Origin of the sequence: Mesorhizobium vachelliae (genome assembly GCF_033977325.1) — a bacterium.
Taxonomy (GTDB): domain Bacteria; phylum Pseudomonadota; class Alphaproteobacteria; order Rhizobiales; family Rhizobiaceae; genus Mesorhizobium; species Mesorhizobium vachelliae.
The window spans coordinates 62,074-81,271 of sequence record NZ_JAVIIR010000002.1 but is presented as its reverse complement, the minus strand read 5'-3'; the positions used below and the strand labels follow the sequence as shown (position 1 = coordinate 81,271).

Sequence of the window (19,198 nt, the reverse complement as noted above, 5' to 3'; positions counted from 1 at the left end):
CAGTCGCTCACTTAAGGCTTGCCGATGTCCAGTATGAGCTCTGCCAAGAGCATCTCGTCACCCGCAAAGCTCTCGATCATCGCGTCCAAGACACGCTCGCGCTCCAGAGCATCGGCATTGAACGAGAATCCGGCGTTCTCCATCAGCATCGCCAGAAAGGTAAGCTGGGTGCGGCCATTGCCTTCCCGGAATGGATGCACGGCGTTGATTTCGGCCAAAGAATGCGCAGCTCGAACTGCGAAGTCTTCGATAGCGAGCCCGCAAAGATAGTCCGCCTCGGCCAGCCCACTGAAGATCTTGCGCATCTCCTGATCGATATACTCGGGATAGCAGAACCAGTTGCCGCCTTTGCCGATGCGAATGGCGCGAACCTCGCCAGCCCATTCGTAAATGTCCTGGAATAGATGGTGATGAATGGCTTTATAGTGATCATAGTCCAGGTTGCCGGCCGGCACCTCTTCATCCGCTCTTGTTAGAAAGAGCGCGAGCTCGAATTCGTCGAGCTTATTCTGATCCCCGATATTCAGCTTGTTGCGAAGAACAGTCGTGCCTGGATAGCATAGTGGATCGTCTTCAGCGGCGTAGACCACCTGTCGATCCTATTTCTTTCGAGATGCTTGTTCCTTGATCAACGCCCTGCGTTCATCCCCGGTGAGACCGCGCGCACGGCTTTCCTTTAGAATCTTCGCCATGCGGCGCGACAGCTTGAGGCCTTCAACCGCACTGATCTTCTCGCCTCTGTCGCTGGTCAGGACGAACTGACTATTTTGCCCGGAATGAACGATGGCATGGCTCTTTTTCATCTAGCCACACTACCACGTTCCGTGATTTCCCGGCAATCGCGTAGCCGGCGCCGAGCCGGCGACAACGGCTAAATCATATTCGTCAACCGGACGAACTCCTCCACGCTCAGCGTTTCAGCCCGCCGCGTCGGGTCGATGCCGGCCCGAAGCAGCAAGGCCTCGCCGCCCAGGCTCTTCACGCTTTGCCTGAGCATCTTGCGGCGCTGGCCGAAGGCGGCTTCGGTGACGCGGCCGAGCTTTTTTGCGTCGGCGGGCAGCGGAGACGAGCGCGGCACCAGATGCACGACGGAGGAGGTGACCTTGGGCGGTGGAATGAAAGCCTGCGGCGGCACGTCGAAGGCGATCCTCGCCTCGGTGCGCCAGCCGGCCAGGACGCCGAGCCGGCCATAGGCGTCGCTGCCGGGACCTGCGGTGATGCGCTCTGCCACCTCGCGCTGGAACATCAGCGTCATCGACTGGTAGAAGGGCGGCCAGTCGGCCACGGTCAGCCAGCGGATCAGAAGCTCCGTGCCGATATTGTAGGGCAGGTTGGCGACGATCTTCACCGGCCCGCCATTCGCCGCGCCGGCAAGTGCGGCAAAATCCGTCTTCAGCGCATCGCCGGGAATGACCTCGAGCCGGCCGGGATAATGGCTGGAAACCTCTGCCAACGCCTCCAGGCAGCGCTCGTCGCGTTCTATCGCGATCACGCGCCGCGCGCCGTTGAAGAGCAGCGCCCGCGTCAGTCCGCCTGGGCCCGGACCGACCTCGACCACGGTCGCTTCGTCGAGATCGCCGGCCGCACGCGCGATCTTGCTTGTCAGGTTGAGGTCGAGCAGAAAATTTTGCCCGAGCGCCTTCTTGGCTTGCAGCCCATGCCGCTCGATCACCTCGCGCAGCGGCTGGAGCCCGTCGATCGTGGTGCGTCCGTTCAATTGAGCCTCATGCGGCGGCAGTCCGCCGTCCGCTGTCGGCCAGCCGGCGCGCCAGCCTCAGCGCGGCGATCAGGCTGTCGGCGCGCGCTATGCCCTTACCGGCGATGTCGAAAGCGGTGCCGTGATCGGGCGAGGTTCGGATGAAGGGCAGACCCAGCGTGACGTTCACTGCCTCGTCGAAGGCTAAAGTCTTGGCCGGGATCAGCGCCTGGTCGTGATACATGCAGAGCGCCGCGTCATAGGAGGCGCGCGCACGCGGATGAAACATCGTGTCCGCGGGCAGGGGCCCGATCGCGTCGATGCCTTCCGCTTTCAACATCTCGACCGCCGGGGCGACGATCGCGGCATCCTCGGAGCCCATGGCGCCGCCTTCCCCGGCATGCGGGTTGAGCCCGGCGATCGCAAGCCTCGGCCGCACAATGCCGAAACGGCTCTCGAGATCGGCGGCCGTGATGCGCGCGGTCGCGACGATCAACTCCGTCGTGAGCACCTTTGTCACCTCGGCCAAAGCGATGTGGATGGTGACCGGAACGGTGCGCAGGTCGGGTCCGGCCAGCAGCATCACCGGCGTCACGTCCCTGCCGGTGTGCCGCGAGGCCAGATGCGCCAGATACTCGGTGTGGCCGGGGAAGCCGAAACCGGCATCGTAAAGCGGCTTCTTGGCGATCGGGCAGGTGACGATCGCCGCTGCGCGGCCGGCGAGACAGTCAGCGACAGCCCGGTCGATGGCTTCGATGGTGCCCGCGGCGTTGGCCCGGTCCGGCTCTCCCGGCCTGTCGAAATGGCGTGCATCGAGCGGCACGATGGGCAGGGCCCGGGCAAAGTGGTGCGCTGCCTGTCCCGGCAGCGTCTCGACAATCGTGACATTTGCGCCGACGAGACGCGCGCGGGCTTCGATCAAAGCGGGGTCGGCGATGAGATAGAAGGGGGGCACGCCAGCGCTGTCGCCCGCCTCCCAGGCTGCGATGGCGATCTCCGGCCCGATGCCTGAGGGGTCGCCGACGCTGAGCGCTAGCGGAGCATCGGTTTTCTGCATACTCACCCCAGCGCGCGGATCAAACCGCTCATGGTTTGGGCGAACGCGATGCTGTGTCGGGACACGCCTGTCGCTCTAGCGCTCGACGATCTTGGCCTTCTGGCGCAGCTCGGCGACGTATTTCTTGCTGAGCTCCTCGGCGTCCTTGTCGTTGCTGCCCTCGGCCTGGAACACCATCTGCGCGGCCTTGTCGTCGGAGACCTCGCGAGAGGAGCAGACGCCGATGAATTCCACACCGCGTTCGGTTTCGCGCGTCGGCGTCGCGCCGCCGACCTTGGTCGCCTTGATCTGCTCGGCCCAGTCGGACGGCAATTGCGGCGCCAGCACGCGACCGAGGTCGCGCACGGTGACGTCGAGCAGGCCCTTGGCGAACTCGCGCGTGGTGTTGCAGCCGCTGAAGCGGACGCGCATGGCGTCGGCCTCGCGCTTGCGTTTGGCGAGCGTGGCGGCGCGCTCCGAGGCGGGCACCACGAAGATCACCTGCTGCAACATGTATTCCGTCGCAGTCGGCTTGGCGCCGCCCTTGTCGAGCATGCGCCGCACGGCGTCCTGCTCGGTCACCGAACCGCCTTCGCCGGAGCGGTAGCGCGCGCTGAGCGCCTGGTTCCAGGCCATCTGGGCGCGGATGAATTCCTTGAAATGCTCCTTGCTGACGCCCGACTGCGCCATGATTGCGTCGAGTCTCGCCAGCGGCATCTTGTTGCTCGATGCGAAGCGCTGGTAGGCGGCGTCGACCTGCTGGTCGCTGATGCGGATGCCGAGCCGCTTGGCCTCGGCCAGCCGCAGCGTCTGGTCGATCATCTCCTCCTTCGCATCGCCTTTCTTGTGCTGCAGCTTGAAGAAGGCGGCGCGGTGCGCGATGTCGCCGGTGGTGATCGGTATGCCGTTGACGACATACTTGATCTCAGCCGCGAAAGCAGGCTGCACAACAGCCGTGACCGAAACCGTGGTCGCCGCCACCAGAAGCGCGAATCCCGCTGAAAACAGGTATTTCCTCATCTTGCTTTCCCAATTTTCCCCACCACGACGGCGCCGCGCGTCCTCCGAACGCCTGCGCGATGCAGTCGACCCCTTGCCCGTCTTATACGGCGAAACGATGTCGCCGGCGCATAGCCCTGACAATCAGGCCCATTTTCGAAGGAATACGCTCGAAATCAAGACCAAAGCCCACATCAGCGCCCCAGCCGGCGCACGGCTCGGATGCAGAGCCGCTTGCCGCATGGTCACTGGATGGTATCGATCGCGCTTGTTGACGAACCGAAATCGCCGAGCGTGCGGAACGACAGGTTGAAACCGATGTTCTGCGACACTTCCTTGGTGACGGTATCGCGGGTCTGCGAAAACGTCATGATGTAGGTGAAACAGGAATCGTTATAGGCGAAGCCGACACCGTCCTTGACCAGCACGTTGTTCTCGATGTCGTAGGTGCCGGTGCCGAACAGACGCCAGTTCTGCGCCAGATGGGTCGATGCGCCGAGCGTGAGCTCGTGGCGGTCGGTGGTGAAGCCATAGAGCGGCTGCGCCTGGATAAAGGCATATTTGGCGCTGAGCGATACCGGCAGGCCGGAATAGGCAGCCTTCACTTCGGCGCGCCTGACCTCCCAGGTCTGCTCGTCGAAACGACCGCTCAGCGACCCGGAGAAACCGCTCGGGCTGTTGAAGCCGACCAGGCCGACATAATCCGAGGTCCGCTTGTCCAGGCCGGAATCAGCCGCAACATTTACGAGATCGGGTGCGGTGAAGGAGTTCTCGCCCGCGAGTTGATAGGATTGGCCGAAGATGGCGTTCGTGGCCCAGCCATTGTCATAGGCGCCCGAGTACCGGAAGCCGACATTGGCACGCGTGCCGCCTTCTATGCGGTCATAGCCCGAGAATTTATCGCGCTCGAACAGTGTGGTGGCGTCGAAGACGAAGCTCTGCGCGTCTTCGTTGGGGATCGCCAACCCGCCGACATATTGCTCGTTCGGGCGGACGAAGACCTGCGCGGTCGGCTCCAGGATGTGGCTGGAGTTGGCCATCGAGAACAGCAGCGGCCAACGTGCCTCGAGGCCGAGGGTGGCCATGTAGCGGGCAAGCGACGAGCGCATGTCGACGTCCTGGCCGAGATTCGTCGCCATCTCGTTGACCGCCGTGAGCGAAGCCGAATTGGCGTTGACGTAGCCGGCATCGCCGCGGAAGGCGAGCAACGGCGTCAGCTGCAGACCGCCATCGGTGGTGAAGGTGCGCTTCCATTCGGCTTCCGCGCTCAGCCGGCTGGATTGCCCCTCGATTCCAGGAACCCGTTCCACGTCCGAAAACTTGTCGAAAGTCTCATCCAACTGGTTGCGGCTGATCACGCGCGCGTTGACGTTGAACGACAACTGGCCGCCGGCCACCGACGTATCGGGGATATAGGCGTAGTCGAAGGACGGCAGCACCCATGGCTGCTTGGCGGCGCGCGCTGTCCGGTCGGTGGAGAGCGTGTCTTCCTGCACCTCGAAGCGCATGGCGCGGACATCGAAATAATTGCGGTCGCTCAAGCCCGTCAGATAGATCGACGACTGGTGGACGAGGTCGTTGTAGCCGTCGATGTTGTAGGTGCGCGAGAAGTCCTTGTCGGTCTGGAGCAGCACGTCCCAGCCGAAATTCCAGCGCTCGTTGATGGCGAACTGGCCCTTGGTGCCCATCATGCCGCGGAACTTGTTCGGATCGTCGGCCGGGCCGGAATTCACATTGTGTCCGGCGGCATCGATAAACGCCTCGGGATCCCGCTGGCTGATGCCGGCGATCTTCAGCGTGTACTGGCCGTTGTTGAAGCGCTGGCGCCACTCGGCCTCGCCGAGGAAACCCTGCTTGGTGTAGCCGGTGCCGGAGACGGTCAGGTCATAGGTCGGGGACAGCGCGAAATAATAGGGGACTTTGACGCCGACGCCGAGATGGTTGTTGTAGACGATGCCGGGGATCAGGAAGCCGCTCTTGCGCTTCACCGTCGGGTCGGCGATCTCGAAGGCCGGCAGGTAGGCGAGCGGGAAGCCGAAGAATTCGAAATTCGAATTCTCGAAGCGGACCGTCTTCTTCTCGCCGTTCCAGATGATCTTTCGCGCCTTGACGCGCCAGGTCGGCGCTTTGTCCGGCTTGTCCTCGCAAGGTTCGCAGGCGGTGTAGACGCCGTTATGGAAGGTGGTGAGCACGCCGCCCATGCGCTCGCCGCTCTCGGCGGCGAAATAGGCCTTGTCGACCGTCTCGACGCGCAGCGCGTTGAGAAAACCGTCGGCGAAATCGTCGGTGATGTCGATGTGGTCGGAATTGACCTTGGTGCCGTCGCTGTTGATCAGCTCGACGGCGCCGCTGGCGACGAGGCGCTTGGTGTCGCGATTGTACACCACGCGCTGGGCGACCAGCTTGTTGCCGCCATAGTCGATCTGCACGCCGCCGACGGCCGTCACCGTATGCTTGTCGTTGTCATAGACAAGCGTATCGGCGGCCAGCAGCATCTGCGAACCGGACGGGACGGGCTTGGCAGTGATCTGCTGCGCCAGCGCGGGTGCCGTCGGCACCGCACAAGCGAACAGACATGCCAAGGCGGTCGCCCCATAGAGGCGTGCCAAACCGGCCTGCCTATGGCTGCGCAAAGCCGCCTCCCTCACTAGCCGTCTTCCTTGTATAGCAGAAACGTCACCCCAAAGAACATAGCCACGACAACCGGAACCCATGCAGCCACCACCGTAGGCACGAATCCGGCGACACCGAATGCCTTGACCAGTACCGAAACGACATAAAGCAGAAAGCCGGCCACGACGCCACCCAGAATCATCGTTGCCGACTGCCCCATTCGCGCAAAACGCATTGAAACCGTTGCGGCAATAAGCGTCATGGCCACGAGAAGGAACGGCAACGCCACCAGCGAATCGAATTGCATGGCGAAGGCGTTTGCCTTGAGCCCGAAGGAGCGGGCGACCTCGATCTTGCGCGGCAGCTCGTAGAAAGGGATGGTTTCAGGGCGCGCCAGGCGCTCTTGCACGAATTCCGGCTTGAGATTGGTTGGCACCTTGTCGGACGCGAGCGCCTGGATATTGCCGCTCTTGAAGACCTTGACGTCCTGCAGTTCCCAGTAGCCGTCGCGCAGGAAAGCCTTGGCGGCGTCCTTGCGCTCGGCGATGTTGCCCTGCGGGTCGAGGATGAAGAACACCGCATCCGCCATCTCCAGCCCCTGGTTGAGGATGGCGCGGGCACCGATGATGGTATCGCCCGATTCGGTCTTTTGCCTGAGCCACGGCGTGACGTTGGTCGTGACCGCATTCGACTTGCCGGCCCTGAGGTCGTTCTCCATCTGCTCGGACAAGGAAAAGCCATGCGCGGCGATCGGGTTGATGATGGCGACCGATAGCACGCCGAACATCAGCGCGCCGACGCAGCAAGGGAACAGGAACTGCCAGGCCGAGACGCCTGCCGAACGCGCGATGACCAGCTCATAGCGGCGGTTGAGCGACACCAGCGTCGCCATCGCCGAGAACAGCCCGACGAACGGCACCGTCTGCAGCATGATCATCGGCATCCTGAGCGCCGAAATGGCGAAGGCTATGCCGTAGGTGAAGCCGGGCAGCCCGGTCGTGCGGCCGGAAAGCTCGGTGAAATCGATCAGGAACACCAGCGCCAGCAGGCCCAGGAAGAACCAGAAGGTGATCGAGACGTAGCGGAAGAAGAAATAGCGGCCCAGCGTCCAGCCCATGGTCAGGCTCCCTGGCCCGAGGTGCGCCGGGCGAGCCAGAGCTTGAATGTCGTCCAGTTTTCGCCGGCGCGCTTGGCAAGGCCGGTCAGCCAGTCGGCCCAGCTGACCGGCAATTCCATGGTGCGGGACGAGACGATGAACCAGATCGAAACCGCGGAAGCGATGAGTGGTATGCCGTAGAGCAGGTAGACATAGTACCAGACCTTGTCGGCTTTGCCGGCGGCGAAGAAGCCCAGCCACCGCACGAAAAGCGCGATCGCGATCGCCGTGATCAGCGGATTTATGCGCGCTTCGCGATGCGAACGCGCATCGCCAGCCACCGCAAGCGCGATGAGCGCGAACACCAGCGAATAGGACCATTCGGCGAAGCGCTGGTTGAGCTCCGCACGGTAGCTGCCCGGTTCGCGCTGGAACATCTTGTCGTTGGGATCCGGGTTGAGCAGATACGCCGTCGTCCTGTCCTTGGGCAAAAGCGATATCTCGTTCGTCGCCGACATGAAGGCCGACATGTCGAAGGCGTAAGAGGTAAAGCGGATGACGGAGAGGTCGCCGGTCACCGATTTGCGGTTGATGACGCCGTCATTCATCATCAGCACCTTCTCGTCGCCCTTTTCGACGATGCTGCCGGTCTTGGCATAGTAGGTGAGGCTCGCGCCTTCCTCGCGCGAATCGGCGACGAAGATGCCGCCGAGCCGGTTGCCGGGAAGCCGTTCGCCAACCTGCAGATATAGCCCCTCGTCGATCTTGCGGAACGTGCCTTCCTGGATGATCAGCGACACGAGGTCGGCGCGCGAAGCCGCCACCAGCTGGCGGTTCTTCTGCCGGGCATACGGGTCGATCGCATTGTCGACGATGAAGGAAAAGGCGCAAGCAAAAGCCGCGAGCAGCAGGATCGGCCGTGCGATCGTCCAGCGCGAGGCGCCCGCGGCGCTGAGCACGGCAAGCTCCGAATCGGTGTTCATGGCGCTCAGCGTCTGCGCCACCGCCACCACCAGCGCGAACGGCACCACGATCGGAATGATGGAGGGGATGATGAGCGCCGCGACCTCGAAGAAGGTCAGCGCCGACTGGCCGTTGTCGGTGACGAGGTCGATCTTGGCCAGCACCTGCGTCGTCCACACGATCGCCAGCGTCCAGGCCAGCGCGGCGAGGAACATCGTCAGCGCCCGGCGCATGATGTAGCGTTCAACGACCTTCATGAAGGCTTTTCTCGATTTTGCCGAACGGCATCATGCCCGCCGACAAAGTAGTGATCCGCCGGCGCGTGCACAACTGGGTCATAGACGGCTCGCTCCGGATTGTCGCCTCACGCCGCGCGCCCCGGCGCGGCGGAGTCTCCGCGCCAATGGATAAGAAATGCAAAACATTGATGGTTAACAGCAGGTTACGGCAGCAAGCTAACGCCGCGCCGAGGCGAATCCTTTGTCTATTGTGGCGCTGATATAGACAACGATTTCGGCCAAAGTCTTGCCAAATGGCTCAAAACGACCAAATGTCGCGCACGCTTGCCAAACCTTTGCCGACACCCCACGGCCATCCCCGAAAGCAGGAACCTGATGACGTCGAGACCTTCCATTTCCTTCGCCAAATTCACCGCGCCCAAAAAAGGCAGCGTCTTCGTGTTCGCCGCCGACGGCGACGGGCTCGGCGAGGCGGCGAAGGCCTGCGATCCGGCCGGCACGCTTGCGCGCGCCTTTCCGGTCGCCGACTTTTCCGCCAAGCTCGCAAGCTCGGTCGAGGTGCTGGCGCCGGAAGGAACGTCTGTCGATCGGCTCGTGGCGATCGGCGCCGGCAAGGTCTCAAGCCTCGACGACAATGCCTGGCTGAAGCTCGGCGGCGCCGTTGCCGCTTCGCTGCGCAAGGCGACCGAGGTTGCCATTGTCCTCGATCTGCCCGAACTGCAGCCCGACGGACGACAGGCGGCCAGCCTTGCCGCCGGCATCCTGCTGCGCAGCTATTCCTTCGACAAATACAAGACCAGGAAGGACAAGGAAGACGGGCAATCCGATCCAAAGGAGCCCGATGCCAAGAAGGCGAAGCCGGCCAAGATAACCGTGCACTGCGCCGACCCCGCGGCCGCGAAGAAGGCCTTCGCCGGCGAGGAAGCGGTGGTGGACGGCGTTCTGCTTGCACGCGACCTCGTCAATGAACCGGCCAATGCGCTGGGGCCCGTCGAGTTCGCCGAGCGCGTCAAGGTGCTGGAGCAGCTCGGCGTCGAGGTCGAGATCCTGACTGAAAAAGAGATGAAGAAGCTCGGCATGGGCTCGCTGCTCGGCGTGGCCCAAGGTTCGCCGCGCGGCGCGCGGATCGCGGTGATGCGCTGGAACGGCGGCAAGGCCAAGGACGCTCCGCTTGCCTTCATCGGCAAGGGCGTCACCTTCGACACCGGCGGCAATTCGATGAAGCCGGCTTCGGGCATGGAAGACATGAAGGGCGACATGGGCGGTGCAGCCGCCGTCACCGGGTTGATGCGCGCGCTGGCCGCCCGCAAGGCCAAGGCCAACGTGGTCGGCGTCATCGGCCTCGTCGAGAACGCCGTCGACGGCCATGCGCAGCGCCCCGGCGACATCGTCACCTCGATGTCGGGCCAGACGATCGAAGTGTTGAACACCGACGCCGAAGGCCGCCTCGTGCTCGCCGACGCGCTCTGGTACGCCAATGACCGCTTCAAGCCGAAATTCATGATCAACCTGGCGACGCTCACCGGCGCCATCATGGTGGCGCTCGGCCAGCATTATGCCGGCCTGTTCTCCAACAATGACGAGCTTGCCGGCCGGCTTTTCGGCGCCGGCCAGGCCAGCCAGGAGCGGGTCTGGCGCCTGCCGCTCGGCCCCGAATACGACAAGCTGATCGATTCCAAGAACGCCGACATGAAGAACATCGGCGGCCGCTATGGCGGCGCCATCATTGCCGCGCAGTTCCTGCAGCGCTTCGTCAAGGACACGCCCTGGGCGCATCTCGACATCGCCGGCACCGCGATGGGCGCGCCGGCGAGCGAGATCAACCAGTCCTGGGGCTCGGGTTTTGGCGTGAGGCTGCTCGATAGGCTGGTGCGCGATCATTACGAAGGGTAGGGGATGGCCGACATCCTGTTCTACCATTTGACTGAATCGACGCTCGAGGAGGCGCTGCCCGGCCTGCTCGAGCGCAGCGTCGAGCGCGGCTGGCGCGCGGTTGTGCAGACCGGCACGGAAGAGCGCCGCGACGCGCTCGACCAGCATCTATGGACCTTTCGCGACGATTCCTTCCTGGCTCATGCCACCGACCGCGAGGCCTATCCGGCCGAGCAGCCGGTCCTGCTCACCACGGGCGAGGGCAACCAGAACGCCGCGCAGATACGCTTCCTGGTTGACGGCGCCAGCCCGCCCGAGCTTTCCGGCTACGAACGCGCGGTCTTCCTGTTCGACGGCCATGACGCCGCGCAGCTCGAAGCCGCCCGCGGCCATTGGAAGACGATGAAGGAAGCCGGCCACGCCGTGACTTACTGGCAGCAGACGCCGGACAGGCGGTGGGAGCGCAAGGCTTAGACCTTAGAGCACCTCACTACCCTGAAGGTGCCGCCACAAGGCGTCGGCCACAGGCCCGTGCAGCTTGTCGCGCCGCCGGACAGCGGCCACGGTTTCAACACGGCCAGGAATGTGCCTGCCGGCGACAGAAATTAGCCGTCCCTCGCGCATCTCGTCCTCGATCAGCCACTTGGGCAAATGTCCCCAGGCGAGCCCATGCAGGATCAGCTCCTTCTTCATCATATGATCGGGCACCGAGCAGGAATGCGCGCCATCGAGGACGAAGAAGTTTTCCGATGAAGGACGCCGCGCCGTGTCGCGGATAACGCATTGGGTGAAGGGCCGCATCGCTTCCGGCGTGACGTCATGCCCGGTGTCGAACGGCAGGAAGCCGGGCGCCACCACCGGCACGAAGGCGACGTCGCACAGATCGATGCGCTCGAGATTTGGGTCGGACGGGTTGGCGCGGTGGAAGACCAGATCGGCCTCGCCATCCATCAATCGCTCGACCGGCCCGCCGATCGCCTCATAGTCGAGATGCAGGCGTGTGCGCGGCCGCTCGGCGAAGAAACGGCTGAGCAGGCCGAGTATTCCGGGTCTCGGACAGACATCGCCCAAGACGACGCGCAGCACGGTTTCCTCGCCGCTCGCCAACTGGCCGGCATAGTCTTTCAGATGCTCGACTTCGCGCAACGCCAGCTGCGCGCGGCGGTGGAACAGCCGGCCTTCCTCGGTCAGGTTCACCCGATATCCGCCGCGGTCGAGCAGCGTTAGGCCGAGCTGCTCCTCCAGCCGCGCCACCGCGGCGAAGACGGAAGGGTGCGTCCGGTGCAGGGCAATGGCCGCAGCCTGAAAGCTGCCCTGAGTAACGACCGCGTCGAAACATCTGAGATCGTGAAGCTTCACGTTATCCATAGTCGAATAATCCTACAGAGACTGTCCAATCATAGTAATTTTCTTCGATAGTTGCCACGCCTAGCTTTGCCTCATCGAAAACCGCGCAGACGCGCCGAAGGATGAGGATCCAGAATGACCGACACGCTTCACTTCACGGCGGGCGATGGCGCTCGCATCGCCTACAGGCTGGACGGTTCGGAAGACCGTCCGGTGCTGATGTTTTCCAACTCCATCGCCACGACGTTCCACATGTGGGACGGCCAGGTTCCGGAACTCGCCAAATCCTTCCGCGTGCTGCGCTACGATTTCCGCGGCCATGGCGGCTCCGACGCGCCGGCCGGAGCCTATTCGCTCGACCGTCTCGGCCGCGACGTGCTGGAACTGCTCGATTACCTCGGGCTTGCCCGTGTCCATTTCCTCGGCCTGTCGCTCGGCGGTTTCGTCGGCCAGTGGCTGGGCATCCATGCGCCGGAGCGCATCGAGCGCCTGATCCTCTCCAACACCTCGCCGCATCTCGGGCCGGCATCCTATTTCGACGAGCAGATAAACAATGTGCTTGCGGCAAGCGACCTGTCGGCCACGGCGGACATGTTCATGCGCAACTGGTTCCCGGCCTCGATGCTGGGCGGTCAAAGCAAGACCGTCGAGCCATTCCGTGCCGCGGTCCTGGCCATGTCCCGCCAAGGGCTGGCGGGATGCTTCGCCGCGGTCCGCGACGCCGATCTGCGCCGCCCGATTTCGCTGATCACCTCGCCGACGCTGGTCATCGGCGGCGAGGACGACAAGGTGACACTGGCGAGCCACAGCGAGGCGATCGCGACGGCGATCCCCGGCTCCGAGCTTCTGCTTCTGCCCGGCGTCCACCTGCTCAATGTCGAGCGGCCGGCGGAGTTCATGCAAGCCGTGGCAGGTTTCCTCCGGAGGCCATGACCCGGTAGTACCGTATGAGCATGGGAAACGTCGCTATCGATCGCTTTTTGGGGTAGATAGGGCCAAGCTCGTGCAGCGGGGGGAGAATGCGGATCAGGATCGTCGGAACCGGCAGGGCGGTACCGGCTGAGCGCCTCACCACACGCGCGCTGGAGGCGAAGCTGAGCCTCGGCGAGGGCACGCTCGAAACCGCCACCGGCGTCGTCGAGCGCTATGTCTGCAACGCCGAATCGCAAATCGATCTCGCCTGCGCCGCGGCGACACTTGCGCTTGCCGATGCCGGCTTGGAGCCTGGCGCCGTGGACCTGATCATCGGCGGCTGCGGCGTGCCGTACCAGCCGCTTCCGGCGACCGCGCCGCTGGTCATGCAGCGCCTTGGCCTTGCCGACGGCTCGGCCGCCGCCTTCGACGTCAACAGCACCTGCCTCGGCTTCCTCACCGCCTTCGAGACCGCCGGCCGCATGATAGAGGCCGGGCAATGCGAAACGGCGCTGGTGTTCTCGTCCGAAGTCGCCTCGCGCGCCTTGCCGTGGCTGGACGCGCCGGAAATCGCCGCGCTCTTCGGCGACGGCGCGGCGGCCGCGGTGCTGCGCAGGGCCAAGCCGGGCGAGGGCAAGGTGGCGGCGAGCCTGATGCGCACCTATCCTTCCGGCTGGGAAGCCTGCAGCATCGGTTCGGGCGGCACGCGCTTCGATTTCCGCAAGGATAAGGAAGCGTTCGCCGCGCACAGCCTGTTCCACATGGACGGCAAGGAATTGTTCCGGCTCACCGCGCGCCATTTCAACGGCTTCGTCGCCGCTCTGCTCGAGCGCGCCGGTTGGCGGCATGGCGATGTCGATCTCGTCGTGCCGCACCAGGCGAGCCCCTTCGCGCTCGCCCATATGGCGCGCCAGACCGGCTTTGCGCCGGAAAAGCTGGTCGACGTCTCCGCCCGCTTCGGCAACCAGATCGCCGCCTCCATTCCCTTCGCGCTCGATGTCGCGCGCCGCGAGGGCCGCGTCGCGCCGGGCATGAAGCTGCTCTTCCTCGGCACGTCGGCCGGCGTCTCCTTCGGCGGCATGGCGCTGGAGGTCTGAGGATGGCCGTGCTCGTCACCGGCGCCAGCGGCTTCCTCGGCTCCCATGTGCTCGAGCGGCTGGCCGCATCCGGCACGCTGGCGCTCGGGCTCGGTCGCGATGAAGCATGTTGCGCCGCGCTTGAGGCCGCCGGCCATCGCATCATCCGCCACGACCTCGCGCAGCCGCTCGACGACGTGCTCGACCCCAGGCTGGGCAGGGTCGAACGGATCATCCATTGCGCGGCGCTCTCCTCGCCCTTCGGCCGGCTGGCGGATTTCGTGGCGGCCAATGTCACGGCGACCCAGAACCTTGTCGATTTCGCCAGGAGGCAGGGCGTCGGCCGTTTCGTCCACATCTCCAGCCCGTCCGTCTGCTTCGCCTTCCACGACCAGCTTGGACTCCGAGAGGACGCGGTCTTGCCGGAACCGGTCAATCACTATGCCCGCACCAAGCGCGAGGCGGAGACGATCGTGCTCGGCCAGCCTGCCATCCATCCGGTGGTGCTGCGGCCGCGCGGTATCTACGGCAAGGGCGACCGCGCGCTGCTGCCGCGGCTCATCAAGGCGGCAAAAAGCCGGCCGCTGCCGCTGTTTCGCGATGGCCGCGCGGCCATCGACCTCACTTATGTCGACGATGTCGTCGACGCGGTGATGGCGGCGCTCGCGGCGCCCGGTGAGGCCGAGAGCCAGATCTTCAACATCTCCGGCGGCGAGGTGCTGCCGGTCCGTCGCATCGCCGACGAGGCCTGCGCCCGGGCCGGTCTCAAGGCTCGCTGGCGGCCGACGCCGCTCATGCCGGCGATGCTGGCGGCGGGCCTGATGGAAGCGGTGGCGCTCCGACTGCCTGGACGGCCTGAGCCGCCGGTCACCCGCTACGGGCTCGGCCTCTTCGCCTATGCGCAAAGCCTCGATCTTTACAAGGCGAAGCGGATGCTCGGCTGGACATCGAAAGTCTCGTTCGAACAAGGGCTTGACCGCACGTTTGCCGGTGAGGTTGGGCCATGAGGATCGCCTTCGCAAACAGCGCCTGGGTGAGCGCCTCCGAGCGATTGATCCTGCACGGCGGCGGCTGGCAAAGCGTCAGGCTGCGGGTTCGTTACGGGCTGATCTTTCACCCGGCCGCCGGCCCGGTGCTCATCGACACCGGCTACACGCAGGAGGCGCTGAGCGGCGAGCGGCGCGGCCGGATGCTGCGGCTCTACAGCGGGTTGCTGAAGCCCGATCTCAATGCAACCGAGCAGGTCCTCCCTGTGCTGCGGCGTTTCGGCCTGTCGCCCGATGACATCCGCACGATCATCGTCACCCATTTCCACGCCGACCACATTTCGGGCCTGTCGCTGTTTCGCAATGCGCGTTTCATCGCCAGCGACGCCGCTTGGGCACGGGTCAAGGCGCGCGGCTCGATGCAGAACCTGCGCCACGGCGTCTTCACCGAGCTTTTCCCGCCGGATTTCGAGGCGCGGCTTGAGGGCCTGTCTGCCAAGCGGCGGGTCGAAGCGCGCGAGGACGTCCCAGGCGGCGCCGATCTCTTCGGCGACGGCAGCGTGATGGCGGTCGATCTTCCCGGACATGCCGACGGCCAGTTCGGCCTGCTGTTTGCCGGGCTCGATCGTCCGCTGCTCTACGCCGTCGACGTGCAATGGCTGCTCACGGCCTTGACCCAGAACCGCACGCCGGGCTTCCCGGCCACGCTGATCGCCGAGGATACCGCGGCGATAGAGCCGACCAGCGCGATGCTGCGCCGTTTCCTCGCTGCCGGCGGCGAGGTGATGCTCTGCCATGATCCCGCGCCGACATCTTACGACCTCGCGCCGGAGGCCGCATGAACGGGTTGGCGGAAGCGGCAGGCTCCTTCACCCTGACGCGCTGGGTCTCGCGCAAAAGTCGGGCGGATTTCGAGCGCTGGCAGGCGGCGGCCTTGCGGCGCTTCCTGGATCGCGACCTGCCGCAGGCGCCTTTCTACCGCAAACCACCGGCCCGGCTTGCCGATCTGCCGGTGACCGACAAGGCGCTGCTGATGGCGCGCTTCGAGGACTTCAACATCCATGGCCTGACAGCCACGGACGCTTGGGCTGCTCAGGCTGATGACGGCCGCGCTGGCGCGCTCACCATCGGCGCCAGCACCGGCACCTCCGGCAATCGCGGCCTGTTCGTGATTTCGGAGGCCGAGAAGTACCGCTGGCTGGGCGCAATCCTCGCCAAGGCGGCGCCCGATCTTCTGTGGCGCGGCATGCGCGTCGCCGTCATCCTGCCGCAGAACACCGGGCTCTACGACAGCGCTCGCAAATCGCGCCTGGTGAAGCTCGCCTTCTTCGACCTGACAGTAGGGCCGGAAAGCTGGCGTGCCGCGCTCGAAGCCTTCGATCCGACGGTGATCATCGCACCGCCGAAAATCCTTCGCCATTTCGCAAGCGAAAGTTTCCGCCTGCGTCCGAAGCGCGTCTTCTCGGCGGCTGAAACGCTGGATCCGGTCGATCGTCCGGTTATCGAGGATTTCTTCCGGCTGCCGCTCGACCAGATCTACATGGCGACGGAAGGCCTGTTCGCCGTGACCTGCCGTCAAGGCGGACTGCATCTTGCCGAGGACTCCGTCTTCTTCGAATTCGAGCCGGCGGGCGAGGGGCTGGCGACGCCGCTGGTGACGGCCTTTCGCCGCCAAACCCAGATCATGGCGCGCTACAGGATGAACGACCTGTTGCGCTTGTCCAAAGAACCTTGCCGATGCGGTTCGCCGCTGCGCTGCGTCGACGAGATCGTCGGCCGCATGGACGATGTCTTCCGGCTCATGTCGCAGGATGGCCCGATCCTCGTCACGCCGGATGTGCTGCGCAACGCGGTGCTCAAGGCCGATCGCCGCATCGACGATTTCCGCCTCGTCCAGACCGGGCCGGATAGCGTCGAGCTCAGGCTTCCGCCGATGCTCGCGGATGATGCGGCGGCGGCCGCTCACCAAGCAGTGCGCGCGCTCCTGGAAATGCGAAAGACGGCGGCCACCGTGAAACTCATTCGCGCGCCGCTGCCGCTGGAAACAGGCCGTAAATTGCGCCGCGTCGAATGCCGCCTGGGCCGGGCGCGATGAGCGGCGCGACGACGATGGAGCGACCTCGGCAGCAGGTCGACCGGGTCGAGAACAAGCCTGCAAAAGTCGAGGCTTTTGTGAGGCTTTTCAATGAGGTGCCGGTAAGCGATCTCATCGCCAACCTGGAAACGAAAGTCGAGATGTTCGAAGTCGCCGGGCGCATTTTTCCGCTGACGCTGAACGACGAGAGTGAAGCGCACAACTGCTATATCTGTTGCCCGACTAGCGCCTACATCGATTACGCGATGGACGAGACGCGCAACTTCGCCGCCCACCCGCTGCTGCGACGCGCTTTGAACGCGCTGATCGGCGCCTGCGCGCCGCTGGTCAGGGCAAGCGGCCTCGACCGTCAAGCGCAGGTCAACAACTGGCTCTATTCGACCAATCCGGTGCCGCTGCTCGACCGGCCGACGGCCGCTTCGCTGCGCTCGGCTCTCACCGCGCGTTTCCCCGATTGCGCCATCGTCATCCGTTCGTTGAACGATATCGCCGACCCGGCGACCATTGCCGCCTTGAAGGCGGAGGGGTTCCGCATGCTGGCGGCGCGCCAGATCTACATCTTCGCCGACCGCAGCGCCGCGCCGGCGATGACGCGCGACATGAAGCGCGACCGCGCCCGCCTGCGCGCGACGCCGTTCGAGCGGGTCGGCAATGGCGATTTCACCGAGGCGGATTATGCGCGTGCCCAGCAGCTCTACACGATGCTCTATCTCGACAAATACACGCCGCTCAATCCACACTACACCGCCCGCTACATCGCCGAGATGCACCGGCGTGGCATCATCAGCCTGGCGGGATTGCGACGGCCGGGCGGCGAGCTGGTCGCCGTCACCGGCCTGTTCGAAAACGGCGGCACGCTGACCCAGCCTATCGTCGGCTACGACACAGGCCTGCCGGTCGCAGACGGGCTTTATCGCATGATGATGGCGATGGCGCAGGATCACGCCACTTCGCGCGGCCTGTTCTTCAACATGAGCGCGGGCGCCGCCGGTTTCAAACGCCGGCGCGGCGCGGTCGCCGCGATCGAATACAACGCCGTCTATGCTGGGCATCTTCCGCGCCGACGGCGCATGGCGATCCGCGCCATGGAAGCCGTGCTGGCGCTGGTCGGCATTCCCTTGCTCAGGAGGTTCGAATTGTGAGCGAACGCCGCGGCGAAGCCCGTTGGCAGGCGGTGGCGCTGGCCGCCGACATCGGCAGGCGGCCGAAGCGAATCCTCTATGACGGCGAGCCGGTGGTGCTGTTCCGCTCGGCGCAAGGCATCGCGGCGCTTTTCGACCGCTGCCCGCACCGGCTGGTCGAATTGTCGACCGGCAAGATCGTCGGCGGCGAAATCGAGTGCCCTTATCACGGCTGGCGTTATGACGGCGACGGACGTTGCACCGCGATCCCCGGCCATGTCGGCGCGATGCCGCATTACCGGGTCCGCCGTTTCGCCGCGATCGAGCGCGACGGCGTCGTCTTCATCTCGTCCGGCATGCCGCAAGGCGAACCTTACCTGCATTGCATGCAGGGCAAGGACGTGATCGTGCGGCGCGTGCGCTCATCGACGCAATCGACGGTCATCGATGCGGCGGAAAACATCCTCGATGCCACCCATACCCATTTCACCCATAAGGGGCTTCTGCGCGGCCTGACCTCCAAGAGGCATCTGGTGCGGGTCGAGGTGACCGGCGGGGAGGGCTGGGTCGAGGCGAGCTACACCGGCGAGGACCGTCAGCAGGGCCTGATCAGCCGGCTCCTGGAAGGCGAGCGCGCAAAGACCATCGGCCGCTTCCGCCATCCGGGCATTGCCGAGCTTGAATATTGGGGCAAGGATGGGCTGGTTTTGGCCACCACCTTCCACCTCCGTCAGGCCGACGAGCGCACCGTCGAGGGCGTCGGGTGGCTGATCGGCCGGCGCCAGGGCCTGCTCGGTGAGCTGAAGGCGCTGGCCTTCAAGCCTCTGTTCAACATCGCCCTCCAGCAGGACCGCCGCGTGCTGAAATCGGCCAGCGACAACGCTCGGCTGCCGCCGCAAGCCCTGCCGGTGATCGGCCCGCTCGATTTCCTGCGCCGCGATATTGCCGCGATCATGGAGGGGAAGATGCCGGCGGCGGCGAGCGAGCCGAGGGTGCATGAGATTGAGTTGTAGTTTTCGCTCTGGAGAAGGTTAGGTCGCGTTCCTTCGCGCCCCCCTCTGTCCTGCCGGACATCTCCCCCACAAGGGGGGAGATCAGACGTCGCGCCGGCTTTCGCCAATCACCGACGTTACAAGATGAGCGAGGC

18 protein-coding genes are annotated in these 19,198 nt (G+C 64.7%); 9 read left to right on the top strand and 9 right to left on the bottom strand.

All coding sequences use genetic code 11. The annotated features are described in order from the left end of the window. Positions 1 to 11: 11 nt before the first annotated feature. The 8 genes from RFM41_RS04005 to lptF form a co-directional block, all read right to left on the bottom strand. The gene (locus RFM41_RS04005) at positions 12 to 590 is read right to left on the bottom strand and encodes a Fic/DOC family protein (protein ID WP_320246802.1); all 579 of its coding nucleotides are present in this window, start codon (positions 588 to 590) and stop codon (positions 12 to 14) included. A 9-nt stretch (positions 591 to 599) separates the two neighbouring features. Further along, a complete protein-coding gene (locus tag RFM41_RS04000; RefSeq protein ID WP_320246804.1) occupies positions 600 to 803 on the bottom strand; it encodes a hypothetical protein in 204 nt (67 codons plus the stop codon). 68 nt (positions 804 to 871) lie between these two features. After that, the gene (gene rsmA, locus RFM41_RS03995; RefSeq protein ID WP_320246805.1) at positions 872 to 1,717 is read right to left on the bottom strand and encodes a 16S rRNA (adenine(1518)-N(6)/adenine(1519)-N(6))-dimethyltransferase RsmA; all 846 of its coding nucleotides are present in this window, start codon (positions 1,715 to 1,717) and stop codon (positions 872 to 874) included. A gap of 7 nt (positions 1,718 to 1,724) precedes the next feature. After that, positions 1,725 to 2,753, bottom strand: coding sequence for a 4-hydroxythreonine-4-phosphate dehydrogenase PdxA (pdxA, locus tag RFM41_RS03990; RefSeq protein ID WP_320246806.1), 1,029 nt, complete (start codon positions 2,751 to 2,753; stop codon positions 1,725 to 1,727). A gap of 75 nt (positions 2,754 to 2,828) precedes the next feature. Next, positions 2,829 to 3,752 carry a SurA N-terminal domain-containing protein gene (locus tag RFM41_RS03985; protein WP_320246807.1) on the bottom strand — a complete coding sequence of 308 codons (924 nt, stop codon included), beginning with the start codon at positions 3,750 to 3,752 and terminating at the stop codon, positions 2,829 to 2,831. A 224-nt stretch (positions 3,753 to 3,976) separates the two neighbouring features. Continuing rightward, positions 3,977 to 6,379 (bottom strand): LPS-assembly protein LptD, encoded by a 2,403-nt coding sequence (locus RFM41_RS03980; protein WP_320246808.1) that lies wholly within the window; start codon positions 6,377 to 6,379, stop codon positions 3,977 to 3,979. Beyond that, positions 6,379 to 7,461: an LPS export ABC transporter permease LptG gene (lptG, locus tag RFM41_RS03975; protein WP_320246809.1), complete on the bottom strand. Its 1,083-nt coding sequence runs from the start codon at positions 7,459 to 7,461 to the stop codon at positions 6,379 to 6,381. Before lptG ends, RFM41_RS03980 begins: the two co-directional genes overlap by 1 nt. A gap of 2 nt (positions 7,462 to 7,463) precedes the next feature. Beyond that, on the bottom strand, positions 7,464 to 8,660 hold the full coding sequence (gene lptF / locus RFM41_RS03970; protein ID WP_320246810.1) for an LPS export ABC transporter permease LptF: 1,197 nt from the start codon (positions 8,658 to 8,660) through the stop codon (positions 7,464 to 7,466). A gap of 357 nt (positions 8,661 to 9,017) precedes the next feature. On the opposite strand from lptF, the gene RFM41_RS03965 reads away from it, so the two are divergent. Further along, the gene (locus RFM41_RS03965; RefSeq protein ID WP_320246811.1) at positions 9,018 to 10,535 is read left to right on the top strand and encodes a leucyl aminopeptidase; all 1,518 of its coding nucleotides are present in this window, start codon (positions 9,018 to 9,020) and stop codon (positions 10,533 to 10,535) included. 3 nt (positions 10,536 to 10,538) lie between these two features. After that, the gene (locus RFM41_RS03960; protein ID WP_041008379.1) at positions 10,539 to 10,988 is read left to right on the top strand and encodes a DNA polymerase III subunit chi; all 450 of its coding nucleotides are present in this window, start codon (positions 10,539 to 10,541) and stop codon (positions 10,986 to 10,988) included. 3 nt (positions 10,989 to 10,991) lie between these two features. Here the strand turns inward: RFM41_RS03960 and RFM41_RS03955 are convergent, their stop codons facing one another. Further along, positions 10,992 to 11,882 (bottom strand): LysR family transcriptional regulator, encoded by an 891-nt coding sequence (locus RFM41_RS03955; protein ID WP_320246812.1) that lies wholly within the window; start codon positions 11,880 to 11,882, stop codon positions 10,992 to 10,994. Positions 11,883 to 11,996: 114 nt separating this feature from the next. On the opposite strand from RFM41_RS03955, the gene RFM41_RS03950 reads away from it, so the two are divergent. The 7 genes from RFM41_RS03950 to RFM41_RS03920 all read left to right on the top strand — a co-directional run bounded on the left by RFM41_RS03950 (position 11,997) and on the right by RFM41_RS03920 (position 19,064). After that, complete coding sequence (locus RFM41_RS03950) at positions 11,997 to 12,794, top strand: alpha/beta fold hydrolase (protein ID WP_320246813.1); 798 nt, start codon at positions 11,997 to 11,999, stop codon at positions 12,792 to 12,794. Positions 12,795 to 12,880: 86 nt separating this feature from the next. After that, on the top strand, positions 12,881 to 13,870 hold the full coding sequence (locus RFM41_RS03945) for a 3-oxoacyl-ACP synthase III family protein (RefSeq protein WP_320246815.1): 990 nt from the start codon (positions 12,881 to 12,883) through the stop codon (positions 13,868 to 13,870). 2 nt (positions 13,871 to 13,872) lie between these two features. After that, positions 13,873 to 14,856: an NAD-dependent epimerase/dehydratase family protein gene (locus RFM41_RS03940; RefSeq protein WP_320246816.1), complete on the top strand. Its 984-nt coding sequence runs from the start codon at positions 13,873 to 13,875 to the stop codon at positions 14,854 to 14,856. Beyond that, positions 14,853 to 15,677, top strand: coding sequence for an MBL fold metallo-hydrolase (locus tag RFM41_RS03935; RefSeq protein WP_320246817.1), 825 nt, complete (start codon positions 14,853 to 14,855; stop codon positions 15,675 to 15,677). Before RFM41_RS03940 ends, RFM41_RS03935 begins: the two co-directional genes overlap by 4 nt. Beyond that, complete coding sequence (locus tag RFM41_RS03930) at positions 15,674 to 16,930, top strand: F390 synthetase-related protein (RefSeq protein WP_320246819.1); 1,257 nt, start codon at positions 15,674 to 15,676, stop codon at positions 16,928 to 16,930. The genes RFM41_RS03935 and RFM41_RS03930 overlap by 4 nt, the downstream gene beginning before the upstream one ends. Continuing rightward, a complete protein-coding gene (locus tag RFM41_RS03925) occupies positions 16,927 to 18,072 on the top strand; it encodes a GNAT family N-acetyltransferase (RefSeq protein WP_320246820.1) in 1,146 nt (381 codons plus the stop codon). Before RFM41_RS03930 ends, RFM41_RS03925 begins: the two co-directional genes overlap by 4 nt. Next, a complete protein-coding gene (locus RFM41_RS03920; RefSeq protein ID WP_320246821.1) occupies positions 18,069 to 19,064 on the top strand; it encodes a Rieske 2Fe-2S domain-containing protein in 996 nt (331 codons plus the stop codon). Before RFM41_RS03925 ends, RFM41_RS03920 begins: the two co-directional genes overlap by 4 nt. Positions 19,065 to 19,198: the final 134 nt, after the last annotated feature.

Excerpts from the sequence above, each read along its gene's own strand:
- RFM41_RS04000 (WP_320246804.1), bottom strand. The coding sequence starts at position 803 with ATGAAAAAGAGCCATGCCATCGTTCATTCCGGGCAAAATAGTCAGTTC.
- pdxA (WP_320246806.1), bottom strand. The coding sequence starts at position 2,753 with ATGCAGAAAACCGATGCTCCGCTAGCGCTCAGCGTCGGCGACCCCTCA.
- RFM41_RS03985 (WP_320246807.1), bottom strand. The coding sequence starts at position 3,752 with ATGAGGAAATACCTGTTTTCAGCGGGATTCGCGCTTCTGGTGGCGGCG.
- lptG (WP_320246809.1), bottom strand. The coding sequence starts at position 7,461 with ATGGGCTGGACGCTGGGCCGCTATTTCTTCTTCCGCTACGTCTCGATC.
- lptF (WP_320246810.1), bottom strand. The coding sequence starts at position 8,660 with ATGAAGGTCGTTGAACGCTACATCATGCGCCGGGCGCTGACGATGTTC.
- RFM41_RS03965 (WP_320246811.1), top strand. The coding sequence starts at position 9,018 with ATGACGTCGAGACCTTCCATTTCCTTCGCCAAATTCACCGCGCCCAAA.
- RFM41_RS03960 (WP_041008379.1), top strand. The coding sequence starts at position 10,539 with ATGGCCGACATCCTGTTCTACCATTTGACTGAATCGACGCTCGAGGAG.
- RFM41_RS03955 (WP_320246812.1), bottom strand. The coding sequence starts at position 11,882 with ATGGATAACGTGAAGCTTCACGATCTCAGATGTTTCGACGCGGTCGTT.
- RFM41_RS03950 (WP_320246813.1), top strand. The coding sequence starts at position 11,997 with ATGACCGACACGCTTCACTTCACGGCGGGCGATGGCGCTCGCATCGCC.
- RFM41_RS03945 (WP_320246815.1), top strand. The coding sequence starts at position 12,881 with ATGCGGATCAGGATCGTCGGAACCGGCAGGGCGGTACCGGCTGAGCGC.
- RFM41_RS03940 (WP_320246816.1), top strand. The coding sequence starts at position 13,873 with ATGGCCGTGCTCGTCACCGGCGCCAGCGGCTTCCTCGGCTCCCATGTG.
- RFM41_RS03935 (WP_320246817.1), top strand. The coding sequence starts at position 14,853 with ATGAGGATCGCCTTCGCAAACAGCGCCTGGGTGAGCGCCTCCGAGCGA.
- RFM41_RS03930 (WP_320246819.1), top strand. The coding sequence starts at position 15,674 with ATGAACGGGTTGGCGGAAGCGGCAGGCTCCTTCACCCTGACGCGCTGG.
- RFM41_RS03925 (WP_320246820.1), top strand. The coding sequence starts at position 16,927 with ATGAGCGGCGCGACGACGATGGAGCGACCTCGGCAGCAGGTCGACCGG.